This window comes from Pseudomonas sp. GW821-FHT03A09 (genome assembly GCF_059421065.1).
This window is the reverse complement of record NZ_JBWKUX010000010.1, coordinates 196851-211061: the sequence shown is the minus strand read 5'-3', so window position 1 is coordinate 211061 and position 14211 is coordinate 196851. Positions and strand designations below refer to the sequence as shown.

Annotated in this window: 10 protein-coding genes and 1 pseudogene; 5 read left to right on the top strand and 6 right to left on the bottom strand. The window is 60.6% G+C overall.

Going from position 1 to position 14211, the window contains the following annotated elements; all coding sequences use genetic code 11:
* Positions 1-18 precede the first annotated feature (18 nt).
* Both AC07V4_RS19480 and AC07V4_RS19475 read right to left on the bottom strand, forming a co-directional pair.
* Complete coding sequence (locus tag AC07V4_RS19480; RefSeq protein ID WP_492636553.1) at positions 19-957, bottom strand: magnesium transporter CorA family protein; 939 nt, start codon at positions 955-957, stop codon at positions 19-21.
* A 7-nt stretch (positions 958-964) separates the two neighbouring features.
* On the bottom strand, positions 965-2551 hold the full coding sequence (locus AC07V4_RS19475; protein WP_492636552.1) for a RimK family ATP-grasp domain-containing protein: 1587 nt from the start codon (positions 2549-2551) through the stop codon (positions 965-967).
* A gap of 94 nt (positions 2552-2645) precedes the next feature.
* Between AC07V4_RS19475 and AC07V4_RS19470 the strand changes: the two are divergent.
* Positions 2646-3083 (top strand): annotated as a pseudogene (locus tag AC07V4_RS19470) (GNAT family N-acetyltransferase); the annotation flags it as partial.
* Between the two features lie 42 nt (positions 3084-3125).
* On the opposite strand, the gene sfnG reads toward AC07V4_RS19470, so the two are convergent.
* Positions 3126-4211 carry a dimethylsulfone monooxygenase SfnG gene (gene sfnG / locus AC07V4_RS19465; protein ID WP_431751172.1) on the bottom strand — a complete coding sequence of 362 codons (1086 nt, stop codon included), beginning with the start codon at positions 4209-4211 and terminating at the stop codon, positions 3126-3128.
* 268 nt (positions 4212-4479) lie between these two features.
* On the opposite strand from sfnG, the gene AC07V4_RS19460 reads away from it, so the two are divergent.
* Positions 4480-5718 carry an acyl-CoA dehydrogenase family protein gene (locus AC07V4_RS19460; protein WP_492636551.1) on the top strand — a complete coding sequence of 413 codons (1239 nt, stop codon included), beginning with the start codon at positions 4480-4482 and terminating at the stop codon, positions 5716-5718.
* Here AC07V4_RS19460 and AC07V4_RS19455 read toward each other — a convergent pair.
* From AC07V4_RS19455 to AC07V4_RS19445, 3 genes are all read right to left on the bottom strand, one after another.
* Entirely contained in the window at positions 5715-6500 is a 786-nt protein-coding gene (locus tag AC07V4_RS19455) for a sulfite exporter TauE/SafE family protein (RefSeq protein WP_492636550.1), read from the bottom strand. The genes AC07V4_RS19460 and AC07V4_RS19455 overlap by 4 nt on opposite strands.
* 113 nt (positions 6501-6613) lie before the next feature.
* Positions 6614-7918 (bottom strand): ATP-binding protein, encoded by a 1305-nt coding sequence (locus AC07V4_RS19450; protein WP_431751175.1) that lies wholly within the window; start codon positions 7916-7918, stop codon positions 6614-6616.
* Between the two features lie 3 nt (positions 7919-7921).
* Entirely contained in the window at positions 7922-8623 is a 702-nt protein-coding gene (locus AC07V4_RS19445) for a response regulator (protein ID WP_016971864.1), read from the bottom strand.
* 290 nt (positions 8624-8913) lie between these two features.
* Between AC07V4_RS19445 and AC07V4_RS19440 the strand changes: the two genes are divergently transcribed.
* From AC07V4_RS19440 to AC07V4_RS19430, 3 genes are all read left to right on the top strand, one after another.
* A complete protein-coding gene (locus tag AC07V4_RS19440) occupies positions 8914-10068 on the top strand; it encodes an efflux RND transporter periplasmic adaptor subunit (RefSeq protein WP_492636549.1) in 1155 nt (384 codons plus the stop codon).
* Positions 10069-10074: 6 nt separating this feature from the next.
* Positions 10075-13167: a multidrug efflux RND transporter permease subunit gene (locus AC07V4_RS19435; RefSeq protein ID WP_492636548.1), complete on the top strand. Its 3093-nt coding sequence runs from the start codon at positions 10075-10077 to the stop codon at positions 13165-13167.
* Between the two features lie 245 nt (positions 13168-13412).
* On the top strand, positions 13413-14054 hold the full coding sequence (locus tag AC07V4_RS19430; protein ID WP_492636547.1) for a DUF1345 domain-containing protein: 642 nt from the start codon (positions 13413-13415) through the stop codon (positions 14052-14054).
* Positions 14055-14211 lie beyond the last annotated feature (157 nt).

The window sequence follows — 14211 nt, the reverse complement described above, 5'->3', positions numbered from 1 at the left end:
CCCACAGGTGATCCGTGTTCACACGACATTCGAGCCGCCGGCTATTCGCTTGAGGCCCAACACCATCAATCCCCCACCCAGCCCTATCGCCGCCAGAAACAACGGGTACGACACCCACCACGGTGTCCCCGCCGTCATCATGCTGAACTCCGACATGCCGCCAATGCTCGCAATCAGGTTGAGCGGCAGGAACACCACGTTGATCAAGGTGAGTTTGCGCAACAGGTTGTTCATGCTGTTGTTCATCAGGTTGCCGCGTGCGTCGATCAACCCGGAAAACACGTTGGAATAGATCTCGGCCTGCTTGTAGCACTGATGGTTCTCAATGATCAGGTCGTCGATCAGCGCCAGGCTCTGCGCGCTGAAATGCTCCTTCTGCGCGTGGTTGCGCAACCGCGACAGCACAGCGCCGTTGCTGTGCAGCGCGTTGATGTAATAGATCAGGCTTTCGCTGAGGCTGAACATCTGCATCAGGTGGTGGTTGCTCATGGACGCGTTGAACTGCTGCTGCAATTCCCGTGCGACCAACTTGATCACCTTCAGGTGGCCCAAGTAGTGGTGGATGTTGTTGAGCAACAGGTCGAGCAGCACATCCAGCGGCGTGTGCAATGGGTGCCGCTTGCCAAGCCCCGTCAGAGGGGTTTCGTCGGTAGCGATCACCAACAAGCGACTGGGCGAAAACAGCAGGCCGCAAGAAGACACCTCAAACACCAGATTGCCGCCGCCGGAGTAGTTTTCAGGACGCTTCCAGATCAGGAACAAGTTGTCGGGGTGAAACTCGATGCGCGAGACCTCGTCGGGGTCCAGCGCCGAGGCCAGGGCGTGTTCGTCCAGCTTGTGGTGGTCACGCAGCCACTCTCGTTCGGCCAGGTCAGGGTTGTTGAACAGCATGATCGGGGCATCGTCATGTTCCCCACTGTGCAGCTTTCCATCGATCAGATCGAAACGCTGGATCATCGACGGATCACCAGACCTGGCCCTGGCGCTTCAACTCCAGGCGCCGCACGAACTCCTCCAGTACCAGTCCATAGAGGTCGTCCTGCAGATAGGCATCTTCGATGCCTGCGTCCAGGTTGGGGTTGTCATTCACTTCAATCACCACCACCTTGTCGCCGGACTGCTTGAGGTCGACGCCGTAGAGGCCATCGCCGATCAGGTTGGCGGTCTTCACGGCCAGCTCCACCACAGCCTTGGGCGCTTCGTGGACCGCCAGGGTGCGGCATTCGCCGTTGATGTCCTGGCCGATGGCCTTGTGGTTGTAGATTTGCCAATGCCCTTTGGACATGAAGTACTGGCAGGCAAAGATCGGCTTGCGGTTGAGCACGCCGATGCGCCAGTCGTACTCGGTGTAGAAGAATTCCTGGGCCAGCAACAGCACCGAATGTTCGAACAGCTCGGCAGTAGCCTTGAGCAGCGCTTCCTGGCTTTCCACCTTGATCACCCCACGGGAGAAACAGCCGTCGGGAATTTTCAGTACCAGCGGAAAGCCCAGGCGCTCGCCGACGCGTTCGAAATCTTCCGGTCGTTCCTTATAGAGAATCTCGGTGGCGGGCATGCCCAGTTGGTGGCTGTTGAGCAGGTCGGTGAGGTAGACCTTGTTGGTGCAACGCAGGATCGACGCCGGGTCGTCCATCACCACCAGGCCCTCGCTTTCGGCTTTCTTGGCGAAGCGGTAGGTGTGGTTGTCGACGCTGGTGGTCTCGCGGATCAGCAAGGCGTCGTACTCGGCCAAGCGCGAATAGTCCTTGCGTTCGATCAACTCCACATCAATGCCCAGGCCTTTGCCGACACGGATGAAATTATCCAGGGCCTTGGCGTTGGACGGCGGCAATTGCTCCAGGGGATCGTGCAGGATGGCCAGGTCATAACGGGCCAGGCGACGTGAACGCGGCTGGCGCCAGATCTTGCGGCTGAAGTTGTCCAGGGCGTGGGCGAATTGATCTTCCTGGTCATCGCGCAACTTGTGCAACACGCCCGACTTAACGCCTTCGATATGCCAACCGTTATTCTTTTTGAAATCAACTAACAGAATCGGACACGGGAAGGTTTCAAACAATTGGCGGGCCAGATCCTGCAACGGCTCTATATTGGTCCGGCCAAAGTAAAGGGTCAGGGTAAAACCTTCAGTATTGCTGTAAAGGTGGTGACTCAAGGCTTTATCGAGGGTTTTATCCAGGTCGTCCAGAGCCAGGCCGTACAGCGACTTTCTTGTCAGCTCGCTGATGGTGCGCACCGACGGAATCACCTTGTGCCCACGGGCTTCGGCCAGCAGCGAGCAGTAGTAGCCGTGCCCCAGGTACTTGTAGCTGCGGCACAGGTTGATCACCTGCACGCGCTTGCCACTCTCGTTTTCCCGGGTCTGCTCCAGGTATTCCTGGGCGGTGACGATGTCTTCGCTGGGGAAGTAAGAGGCCCAATCTTCCTTGCGCTCGACAATGATCACAACTTGACTGGTGGCTTTTGGCGGCGCGGAAAAATAACCTTTATTAGTGATTGTCGCCGCAAGAGTTTGCTCGGATACTTCACGCCAATGACTTTGTACCGCCGACATAATATTTGATCCGCTTTAGAGAACTCGACCTTTTCTATTAAGCACGATCTTTTAGAGAAGTCCCGTTTCGTTACGACACTTTTACGGCGGTCATATGGCTCTTTCCTTTCGCGTTGCAACCCCCGCTGATGTGCCCGAACTGATGGCACTGGAACAGCACTGTTTCAACACCGACCGGCTCTCGCCGCGCAGTTTCCAATGGATGGTCAGCCACGCCCATGGCCAGTTGCTGGTGGCGGAGAATGAGCAGCAATTGCTGGGTTATGCGCTGGTGCTGTTTCGCCGTGGCACCTCGCTGGCGCGGCTGTACTCCATCGCCATCGCCGAGCACGCACGGGGCATAGGCCTGGGTAAACAGCTATTGGCGCGTATCGAGGCCTGCGCCCTGGAACATGAATGTGCCCGCCTGCGCCTGGAAGTACGCACCGACAACCCCGGCGCCCTCGCCCTGTACGAACACAACGGCTACCGACGTTTTGCCCTGATCACCGACTATTACCAAGACCACACCCCTGCCCTGCGCCTAGAGAAATATCTGTAGTGAGCGGGCTTGCCCCGCTCACTACAGATCAGGTTAAGCCACCTGCTTGATCGCCGCCTTGGCTTCCAGTTCGCGTACCAGCGGCAGCACACGTTTGCCGAAGTACTCGACTTCTTCCTGGAAGTGCAGGAAACCCGCCAGCACCAAGTCCACGCCTACGGCCTTGAGCGCCACGATGCGCTCGGCAATCTGCTGTGGCGTGCCGATGAGGTTGGTCTTGAAGCCGTCGTTGTACTGCACCAGGTCCTCGAAACTGGATTTGGCCCAGTTGCCCTCGCCTTCAGGTGAAGCCTTACCCGCCTGTTTGGCCGCATCGCCAAAGGCATTCACCGCTTCCGGATCGGCTTTGTCGATGATCTCCGCCAGCACGGCGCGGGCTTCTTCTTCGGTGTCACGGGCGATCACGAAGGCGTTGACGCCGACTTTCACCGAATGATGATTGGCGGCGGCCTTGGCGCGGATGTCGTCGACCTGAGCCTTGATGCCTTCCGGGGTATTGCCGTTGGTGAAGTACCAGTCCGACACCCGCGCCGCCATGTCCCGTGCGGCCCGCGAGCTGCCGCCCTGGAACACTTCCGGCTGGCCCAGGGGCTTGGGTTTGAGGGTGTAATTGTTGAAGCGGTAGAAATCGCCTTTGAAGGTGAAATCGTCCTGGGTCCAGATGCCTTTCAAGGCACGGATAAACTCCTCCGAGCGACGATAGCGTTCATCGTGCTCCAACCAGTGTTCGCCGATGGCCTGAAACTCCCCCTTGAACCAACCGCTGACGATATTGACCGCGATACGGCCATTGGTGAGCTGGTCGATGGTCGCCAATTGCTTGGCCGCCAGCGCCGGTTGCCAGGGGCCAGGCAAGATCGCCGCAATCACCTTGAGCTTGGTCGTCGCGGCAAGCAGCGCATGGCTGAATGCCACGGATTCATGCTGATTCTCGGCGCCGTAACCGGCGGTAAAGCGAATCTGCGTGAGGCCATATTCAAAACCGGCCGCTTCGGCCAGTTGCGCGAGTTTGCGGTTGTAGTCGATACCCCAATGGGTGCGCTGCTCGATCTTGCTCACCACCAATCCACCGCTGACGTTGGGCACCCAATAGGCAAATTTCACGGCTTGCTGACTCATCTGGCTGTACCTCGCACAAAAGGATGTACATAGGCTTGAGCAGCAAGCATGCCAGGCTGGACCAAAGGCCCGCGCTACAGGCATTACGGCGCAAAACACAGGGTTGGGATGCGTGGCCGCTAATGTGAGGGATCACGTCGATTTGCGGATCTGCTGTTGCTGGAGCAACAGCGAGCCGCCACCCCTGCCCCGTAAACACGGGCCAAAAGGCACGGCACGGACTGTGCATTCCCCTCAAGACTTGATCACTGCCAAGGAGCCGTTCCCCATGACTGAGCAACACGTCATCAACCCGCTGTCCATCGGCGTCGACTACCCCACATTGGCCGCACGTTTCCGGCCGATTTTCCAGCGTATCGCCGAGGGCTCGGTTGAGCGCGAACACACCCGCGCCCTGCCCTATGAGCCGATCCAGTGGCTCAAGCAAGCCGGCTTTGGCGCCGTGCGGGTGCCGGTGGAATACGGTGGTGGCGGCGCTTCGTTACCCCAGCTGTTTGAACTGCTGATTGAACTGGCCGCTGCCGATTCGAACGTGCCGCAAGCCTTGCGCGGGCATTTCGCCTTTGCCGAGGATCGCCTGAATGCCGCGCCGAGCGCCGGGCGCGACCTATGGTTCAAGCGCTTTGTCGACGGCGATATCGTCGGCTGCGCCTGGACCGAAATCGGCAATGTGGCCATTGGCGATGTGGTCACCCAGGTCAGCCCCGACGGCGACCAGTGGAAGCTCAACGGTGAAAAGTTCTACAGCACCGGCAGCCTGTTCTCGGACTGGATCGACGTGTACGCCCAGCGCAGCGATACCGGCGCCGATGTGATCGCCGCTACCCGCACCCACCAACCTGGCGTGGTGCAAAGCGATGACTGGGACGGCTTTGGCCAACGCACCACCGGCAGCGGCACCACGCGCTTTACCGATGCCGTGGTGGAAGCCGAGAACATCATCGACTTTTCCACCCGTTTCAAATACCAGACCGCGTTCTACCAGTTGGTGCTGCTGGCGAGCCTGGCCGGGATCGGCCGAGCGGCGCTCAATGACGTGGCCCAGCAGGTGCGCAACCGCAAGCGAATCTATAGCCATGGCAACGCGGCCCATGTGAGCCAGGATGCGCAGGTCCAGCAAGTGGTGGGTGACGTCGCAGCGCTGGTGTATGCCGCCGAAGCCAGCGCCTTGAAAGCCGCCGTACCAGCGCAACGGGCCTACCTGGCGCGCTTTGCGGGAGATGAAGTGGCGGAGCGGGAAGCCAATGTGGCGGCGGAGATTGAATCGGCGACGGCCCAGGTGGTGGTGTCGGCATTGATCCAGCGTGCCACCACCGAACTGTTCAACGCGCTGGGCGCGTCGGATGTGCGCCAAGGCAAGGCCCTTGACCGGCATTGGCGCAACGCTCGCACGGTGTCGTCCCACAACCCGGTGATCTACAAGGCACGGATTGTCGGTGATTGGGTGATCAATGGCACGGAGCCGCCGTTTGTGTGGCAGATCGGCAACGGCCCGGTCAAGGCTTAGAAGGCCAGCTTGTAACCGATGGTCATCAACATGATCGCCAGGCACGGACGCAGCACGCCATCCGGGACTTTGCCGGTCATGTGGCTGCCGAGGTAAATACCTGGCAACGAGCCCATCAGCAGGAAGCCCAGCAGGTGCCAGTCCATGTTGCCCATGCTGGCGTGGCCCAGGCCCGCCACCAGGGTCAGGGGCACGGCGTGGGCAATCTCGGTGCCGACCAGTCGGCGCGTGGCCAGGAAGGGATAGAGGATGAACAGCGCCACGGTACCGAGGGCACCGGCGCCGATGGAGGTCAGGGCCACCATGGTGCCGAGGATCGCGCCGGTGACCACCGTCAGTACGTTCAGGTTGCGCGGGCTCATGTGATAGTCATCACCCGCATGGCGCTGGGCGAAGGCCAGCAGGCTTTTCTTGAACAGAATCGCCAGGGCGGTCAGCAGCAACACCACGCCGAGGGCTTGTTTGATCACCACGTTCATCGCGCTGGGGTCGGTGTGCAGGCTGGCGAGGAACCACAAGGTCATCAACACGGCCGGAACGCTGCCCAGGGTGAGCCAGCCGGTGATGGTCCAGTCGATGTTCTTGTTCTTGCTGTGTACCAGCACGCCGCCGGATTTGGTGATGGCGGCGTACAACAGGTCGGTGCCTACGGCGGTCGCCGGGTTGATGCCGAACCACAGCAGGATCGGCGTCATCAAAGAACCGCCGCCGACACCGGTCATGCCGACGATAAAACCTACGATCAGGCCAGCCACCACAAAACCAAAATTACCCACATCCATTACAACTACCTGCGGCCTTATAAATTTCTGGCGGCAGGATAGCGATTTTTCTTATAACGACTTATACCAATATCATCTGAGTTTATGCCTTTTGGTTGGAACCATGCACTCGGTCATGCCCCGGCCGCCGGTAACCACAACCGGAACCGCGCGCCGCCCAACGGTGACGCCAGCGCAGTCAGCGTACCGCCTTGGGCTTCGACTGCGCGACGGCTGATGGCCAACCCCAGGCCGAAACCACCGGTGGCACGGTCACGGCTGCGGTCCAGGCGGTAGAACGGCTCGAAAATGCGCTCGCGCTGGTCCACCGGAATACCGATGCCATCGTCATCCACGCAGATTTCACAGCCCTTGGGGCACACCTTCACCCCAACCTGAATGCGTTTGTCGCAATAGCGCGTGGCGTTGCGCAGCAAGTTCTGCAAAGCGCGGGCGGTGAGCCGTGGGTCGAGGGTGAAGCGCTCGACGGCGCAGTCAAGCGCCACGTCGATGACAATCTCGGGGTTTTCCAACTCGTCGTCGACGCTGCCCAATACACTGTCGACAAACTCATCGAGCACGACGTCCACCTGCTCGGGCAATTGCGCCGGGTTCTGCAGGCGACTGTAGGAGAGTAATTCCAGCACCAGTTCGTCCAGCTCGCGAATGTGCGCCACCAGGCTTTGCAGGCGCTCGCGACTGGCCTGGGGCAAGTCTTCGGACAAGGCCAGCGCCAGGCCGAAATCCAGGCGCGTGAGCGGCGTGCGCAACTCGTGGGAGACCGCATTGAGCAGGTCGCGTTGCTGGTTGAGCAAGTGTTCGACATCGTCGGCCATGGTGTCGAACACAGCGCCCAGGCTGCCAATGCTGGAGCTGGCCGGGATGCGCGTACGCTCGCTCAGGTTGCCCTTGCCCAACTGCGCGGCAGTGGTTTTCAGGCGTTCCAGGTCACGCCAGTGCGGGCGCAGCCACACCAGCAGGCAGGCCAACAATGCGCCGACGATCAACACATTCATCGACCAGTACAGCAGGTTCATGTCCAGCGGGTCGGGCGGTACGCTCAACTTGACCACGAACTGCTGGTTGATCGGTGAACTGATGTCTTCCATCCAGCCCCACTCCCCCAGGCGGATCACTGGCTTGCCCTGCTCCAGCAGCTTCTCCTCTTCGGGCGTATAGCTGGCGTCCTGGCGTAGCAGCAATTGCACCTTGAGCGGAGCAAAGTCGCGGTTCAGTTGTTCGGTGACCTGGGACCAACGCTCCACCGGCGCCCGTAGGTACTGTTTGACTATCAGCTTCTGCTGGCCACGGGTCTGTTCGACGTTGTAGTTCGTATAGCGGTGTTCGAACAGTTGGATCACCAGCTTGGGAATCAGGAAGATCGCCGCGCTGTAGGTGATGATGGTGATCAGGTAGAGACGAATCAGCACACGAAACATGAATCAGCATTCCCACTCGGAACGGCTGAACAGGTAACCCTTGCCCCACACCGTCTTGATCTTGCGGGCCTCACCGGCATGGTCATCGAATTTACGGCGCAACTTGGAGATGGCCACGTCCACCGAGCGGTCGGTGCCATTGAACTCGATACCGCGCAGGCGTTGCAGGATCTGGTCTCGGCTGAGTACTTCCCCGGCATGTCGAGCCAGTACCACCAGCAGGTTGTATTCACCGCTGGACAACTCCACCGGCTGCTCGCGCCAGGTCACCGTGCGTTCAGACAGGTCAATGCACAGGTTGCCCATGATGATCTGGTCGTTGGCCACCTGAGGCTCGGACAAGCTGCTACGACGCAGCAAGGTGCGCACGCGGGCGAGCAGCACACGTGGCTCGCAGGGCTTGGTCACGTAGTCGTCGGCGCCCATCTCCAGGCCCAGCACTTGGTCGTGGCTGTCATCGCGGGCAGTGAGCATCAGGATTGGCAGGCCTGCCGAGTCGGCACGCAACAGACGGCATACTTGCAGGCCGTCAAGGCCAGGCAACATCAGGTCGAGGATCACCAGGTCCGGCGGATTGAGGCGTGCACGCTCACGCACGTGGTCGCCACGGCTGAGCACGCTGACGTGGTAGCCATTGCGTTCCAGGTAGCTGGCAATCAGCTCGGAAAGGGCGGCGTCGTCTTCCACCAGGAGGATGTTGGGCATAAAAGGTGTTTCCAGAAAATACAGTTATTGGTCGTACACAAATCCCATGTGGGAGGGGGCTTGCCCCCGATAGCGGTGGGTCAGTGAAGCGTGTTTCAACTGATATACCGCCATCGGGGGCAAGCCCCCTCCCACATTGGATCTCCAGTGTCTGCAAGGTTGTGCAAGGATATACGCCCTCGGCGCCCAGCGCGCCGCACCTTACATTTCTTCACAGACGAGCTACACAGCTTCACAGCACCAGGGTGCAGGTGTCTTTAGGATGCACCAGTCATTATTGGGATATGAGCATGTCGAAGAATCTGTTTGCGCCGTTTTGCCTGCTGGCCCTGACGCTGGCCCTGAGCGCTTGCGGCAAATCGGCCGACGAAGCGCCGGAAATGCCCCTGGCCAAAGTCCGCATCGAAACCCTTGAGGCCAAGCCCCTTTCCATCACCAGCGAGCTGAGCGGGCGTATTGCCGCGCCGCGTATCGCCGAAGTGCGTGCACGGGTGGCCGGTGTTGTGATGCAACGGGTGTTCAAGGAAGGTCACGACGTCAAGCAAGGCGATGTGCTGTTCCGCATCGATCCGGCGCCTTTCAAGGCCGATCTGGACAGCGCCCAGGCCAACCTGAGCAAAGCCGAAGCCAATGCGTTCCAGGCGCGCCTGCAAGAGCAACGCTACAGCCAACTGGTTGAGGGCAACGCCATCAGCGCCCAGGACTACGACAACGCCCGCGCCAACCTGCGCCAGACCAACGCCGAAGTCGCCGCCAACAAGGCCGCCGTCGAACGCGCCAAGCTGAACCTGGGCTATGCCACCGTCACTGCGCCGATTTCCGGGCGTATTGGCCGCGCCTTGGTGACCGAGGGCGCACTGGTCGGGCAGAACGAAGCCACGCCACTGGCGATCATCCAGCAGTTGGACCCGATCCACGCGGACCTGACCCAATCGACCCGCGAGCTGAATGACCTGCGTCGCGCTTTCCGCGCCGGCAGCTTGAAGCAGGTCGGCCAGGACCAGGCCAAGGCCACGCTGATCCAGGACGACGGCAGCCTGTACCCGCTGCCGGGCAAATTGCTGTTTGCCGAAATCAGCGTCGACCCGGGCACCGGGCAGATCATCCTGCGCAGCGAGTTCCCCAACCCGGACCTCGACCTGTTGCCCGGCAGCTTTGTGCGGGTGCGCCTGGAACAGGCCGTCGACAAGCAAGGCATCAGCGTGCCGCAACGCGCCATTACCCGCGACAGTGCCGGTGTACCGATGGTGCTGCTGTTGGATGCCGAACAGACTGTCAGCCAGCAACCGGTGGAGCTGGGTGCCGTGGTCGAAGACCGCTGGATCGTCAGCAGTGGCCTCAAGCCCGGCGATCGCATCGTCGTCGAAGGGCTGCAACACGCGCGCCCCGGTGAAAAAGTCGAAGTGGATGACAGCCCTGCCTCGGGCCATCTCGTAAAGGAATAACCCGCCATGCCGCAGTTCTTTATTGACCGCCCGATCTTTGCCTGGGTGGTCGCCCTGTTCATCCTGCTGGCCGGCGCCCTCGCCATCCCGCAGTTGCCGGTGGCGCAGTACCCCAACGTCGCCCCGCCGAAGGTGGAAATCTACGCGGTGTACCCGGGCGCCTCGGCCCAGACCCTGGACGAAAGTGTGGTCAGCCTGATCGAGCAGGAGCTTAACGGTGCCGATCACCTGCTGTATTTCGAATCCCAGAGCAGCCTCGGCTCGGCCACCATCACCGCGACCTTCCAGCCGGGCACCAACCCGGAAATGGCCCAGGTGGACGTGCAAAACCGTCTCAAGGCGGTGGAACCACGCCTGCCCCAGGCGGTGACCCAGCAAGGCTTGCAGGTGGAGAAAGTCTCCGCCGGCTTCCTGTTGCTGGTGACCCTGACGTCCAACGACGGCAAGCTCGATGACGTGGCACTCAGCGACTACCTGGCGCGCAACGTGATGAACGAACTCAAGCGCCTGGACGGTGTGGGCAAGGCCCAGCTGTACGGCGCCGAGCGCGCCATGCGCATCTGGATCGACCCACAGAAGCTGATCGGTTTCAACCTCACCCCGGCCGACGTCAACGCCGCGATCAGCGCGCAGAACGCCCAGGTCTCGGCGGGCAGCATCGGTGATTTGCCCGGCACCAAGACCCAGGAAATCACCGCGGCGATCCTGGTCAAGGGCCAACTGTCGACGCCGGCGGAATTCGCTGACATCGTGCTCAAAGCCAACCCGGATGGCTCCACCGTGCGCATCGGTGATGTGGCACGGGTAGAAGTCGGCAGCCAGGAATACCAGTTTTCCACGCGCCTGAACGGCAAGCCGTCCACCGCCGTCAGCGTGCAACTGTCGCCGGGGGCCAACGCGCTGAACACCGCGACCCTGGTGCGGGCGAAGATGGACGAGCTGTCGCGCTACTTCCCGGCCAACGTGGAATACAAGATCCCGTACGACACCTCGCCGTTCGTCAAGGTCTCGATCACCAAGGTGGTCTATACCCTGCTGGAAGCGATGGCGCTGGTGTTTGCGGTGATGTTCCTGTTCCTGCAGAACGTGCGCTACACCTTGATCCCGACGCTGGTGGTGCCGATTGCCTTGATGGGCACCTTCGCCACCATGCTGTTGCTGGGCTTCTCGATCAACGTGCTGACCATGTTCGGCATGGTGTTGGCCATCGGTATCCTGGTGGACGATGCGATTGTGGTGGTGGAGAACGTCGAGCGCATCATGGCCACCGAAGGCCTGTCGCCCAAGGACGCAACCAAGAAAGCCATGGGCCAGATCACTGGGGCCATTGTGGGTATCACGTTGGTGCTGGTGGCGGTGTTCCTGCCGATGGCGTTCATGCCAGGCTCGGTGGGAGTGATCTACCAACAGTTCTCGTTGTCGATGGCCACGTCGATCCTGTTCTCGGCGTTTCTCGCCCTGACCTTGACCCCGGCCCTGTGCGCCACGTTGCTCAAGCCGATTGCCAAGGGCGAACACCATGCCAAGGGCGGTTTCTTCGGCTGGTTCAACCGGCGCTTTGAAAGCCTCACCAATCGCTATGAAGGCTGGGTGGCCTATGCCCTCAAGCGCAGCGGCCGGTACCTGTTGATCTATCTGGTATTGCTGGTGGGCCTGGGATGGATGTTCAGCCGCCTGCCCTCCTCGTTCCTGCCAGTGGAAGACCAGGGCTATACCATCACCGATATCCAGCTGCCACCGGGTGCGAGCAAGAACCGCACGGTGCAGGTGGCCGAGCAGATCGAAGCGCACAACGCCGAGGAGCCTGGCGTGGGTGATACCACCATGATCATGGGCTTCAGCTTCTCCGGTTCCGGGCAGAACGCGGCACTGGCATTTACCACGCTCAAGGACTGGTCGGAACGGGGCAGCGATGACTCGGCGGCGTCGATCGCCGACCGCGCCAACATGGCCTTCACCGAGCTCAAGGACGCCGTTGCCTATGCGATCCTGCCGCCACCGGTAGACGGCCTGGGCACCTCCAGCGGCTTCGAATTCCGTCTGCAGGACCGTGGTGGTGTCGGTCATGCTGCGTTGATGGCAGCACGTACAGAATTGCTGGCAGCCGCCGCGAAAAGCCCGATCCTGGCCAACGTGCGCGAAAGTGCCCTGGCCGAAGCGCCCCAAGTGCAGCTGCAGGTGGATCGCAAGCAAGCCAACGCCCTGGGAGTATCCTTTGCGGACGTTGGCAACGTGCTGTCCTCAGCCATCGGTTCGGCTTACATCAACGACTTCCCCAACCAGGGACGCATGCAGCGCGTGGTGGTGCAGGCTGAAGGTGACCAGCGCAGCCAAGTGGCGGACTTGATGAAAATCAACGTGCGCAACAACGCCGGGAAGATGGTGCCACTGTCGGCCTTTGTCGAAGCCAAGTGGACCCAAGGGCCGGCCCAACTGACGCGCTACAACGGCTACCCGGCCATCGCCATTTCCGGCGAAGCGGCGCCCGGCCACAGTACCGGCGAGGCGATGGAAGAAATCCAGCGCCTGGTCAGCCAACTGCCCGCCGGCCTGGGCCAGGAATGGACCGGCCTGTCACTGCAGGAGCGCTTGTCCGGCTCCCAGGCACCGCTGCTACTCGGCCTGTCGCTGCTGATCGTGTTCCTGTGCCTGGCGGCGCTGTATGAAAGCTGGTCGATCCCGACCTCGGTCTTGCTGGTAGTGCCGCTGGGCGTGCTCGGCGCGGTGCTGGCAGTGGCCTTGCGCGGTATGCCCAACGATGTGTTTTTCAAGGTGGGCCTGATCACCATCATCGGCCTGTCGGCGAAGAATGCGATTCTGATCATCGAGTTCGCCAAGGATCTGTACCAGCAAGGGGACGACCTGATCGACGCCACCTTGAAAGCTGCACGGTTGCGCCTGCGCCCCATCATCATGACGTCGCTGGCCTTCATTCTCGGCGTGGTGCCGTTGGCGATTGCCACCGGTGCCAGTTCGGCGAGCCAGCAGGCGATTGGTACAGGGGTGATTGGCGGAATGATCACGGCCACACTGGCGGTGGTGTTTGTGCCGGTGTTCTTTGTGGTGGTCATGAAGCTGGTGAAGAAACGCTCCCGCTAAACCCCTTCTTGAGGGGTATACAGTCAAAAATGTGGGAGCTGGCTTGTGTGGGAGCTGGGCTTGTCGAATCGTCGCACCGCTGCGATGGCATCACCGCGGTGTGACTAACACACCGAGGTGCCTGCATCGCGGCGGTGCGACGATTCGACAAGCCCGGCTCCCACACAAGCTCACTTCCACCAGGGTTATTGATCGCGTCCATGATCAGGTAGAGTCTGCTGACACATCGTCAGCCGTGAGCACCTATGCCCTTCTTCACCCGCACCCACCCTCGCCTCTCCACCGCCGCTGCGCTGGGCATTACCGTCGGCATCCTGGTACCGGCCGACACTCTTCTGAGCAAGATCCTCATCGGCTGGAACGCTGGCGTGTGGACCTATCTGGTTTTGATGCTGTGGCTGACCATCCGCGCCAAAGCCCCGGACGTACAACGCATCGCTGAAATCGAGGATGAAAACGCCGGCCTGGTGCTGTTCATGGTGTGCATCGCCGCCATCGCCAGCCTCGCCGCCATCACCTTCGAGCTGATCGGCAGCAAAGACCTAGCGAGCACCGAGCGCCTATTGCACTACGGCTTTACCGGGTTGACGGTGATTGGTTCGTGGCTGCTGATCGGGGTGATTTTCAGCGTGCATTACGCGCGCCTTTATTACACCTGGGATGGCAAGGAACCGGCGCTGCGCTTTGCCGAAGGCCTGCTCACGCCGAACTATTGGGACTTCCTGTACTTCTCGTTCACCATCGGCGTGGCGGTGCAGACTTCGGATGTGGGTGTGGCCACGCGAAGCATGCGCAAGGTGGTGCTGGGGCAGTCGTTGATCGGGTTTCTGTTCAATACAGCAATCCTGGGATTCTCGATCAATATTGCGGCAGGGCTCTTCGGCTAAGCGATACCCCCTCGTGCCGAGCACTTGCTTAAGCCTAAAAGAAATAAAGAACCGACCTATTGAACTGTCATATCTGACAGTAGATTTATTCAAGAAAACGCGTCTAATTGAAACCAAGGTACGTTGGCTGATTCGAGGACAGTTGTCGATAAAGCCA

Coding starts and splice junctions, on each gene's coding strand:
- AC07V4_RS19480 (WP_492636553.1), bottom strand. CDS start 957: ATGATCCAGCGTTTCGATCTGATCGATGGAAAGCTGCACAGTGGGGAA.
- AC07V4_RS19475 (WP_492636552.1), bottom strand. CDS start 2,551: ATGTCGGCGGTACAAAGTCATTGGCGTGAAGTATCCGAGCAAACTCTT.
- sfnG (WP_431751172.1), bottom strand. CDS start 4,211: ATGAGTCAGCAAGCCGTGAAATTTGCCTATTGGGTGCCCAACGTCAGC.
- AC07V4_RS19460 (WP_492636551.1), top strand. CDS start 4,480: ATGACTGAGCAACACGTCATCAACCCGCTGTCCATCGGCGTCGACTAC.
- AC07V4_RS19455 (WP_492636550.1), bottom strand. CDS start 6,500: ATGGATGTGGGTAATTTTGGTTTTGTGGTGGCTGGCCTGATCGTAGGT.
- AC07V4_RS19450 (WP_431751175.1), bottom strand. CDS start 7,918: ATGTTTCGTGTGCTGATTCGTCTCTACCTGATCACCATCATCACCTAC.
- AC07V4_RS19445 (WP_016971864.1), bottom strand. CDS start 8,623: ATGCCCAACATCCTCCTGGTGGAAGACGACGCCGCCCTTTCCGAGCTG.
- AC07V4_RS19440 (WP_492636549.1), top strand. CDS start 8,914: ATGTCGAAGAATCTGTTTGCGCCGTTTTGCCTGCTGGCCCTGACGCTG.
- AC07V4_RS19435 (WP_492636548.1), top strand. CDS start 10,075: ATGCCGCAGTTCTTTATTGACCGCCCGATCTTTGCCTGGGTGGTCGCC.
- AC07V4_RS19430 (WP_492636547.1), top strand. CDS start 13,413: ATGCCCTTCTTCACCCGCACCCACCCTCGCCTCTCCACCGCCGCTGCG.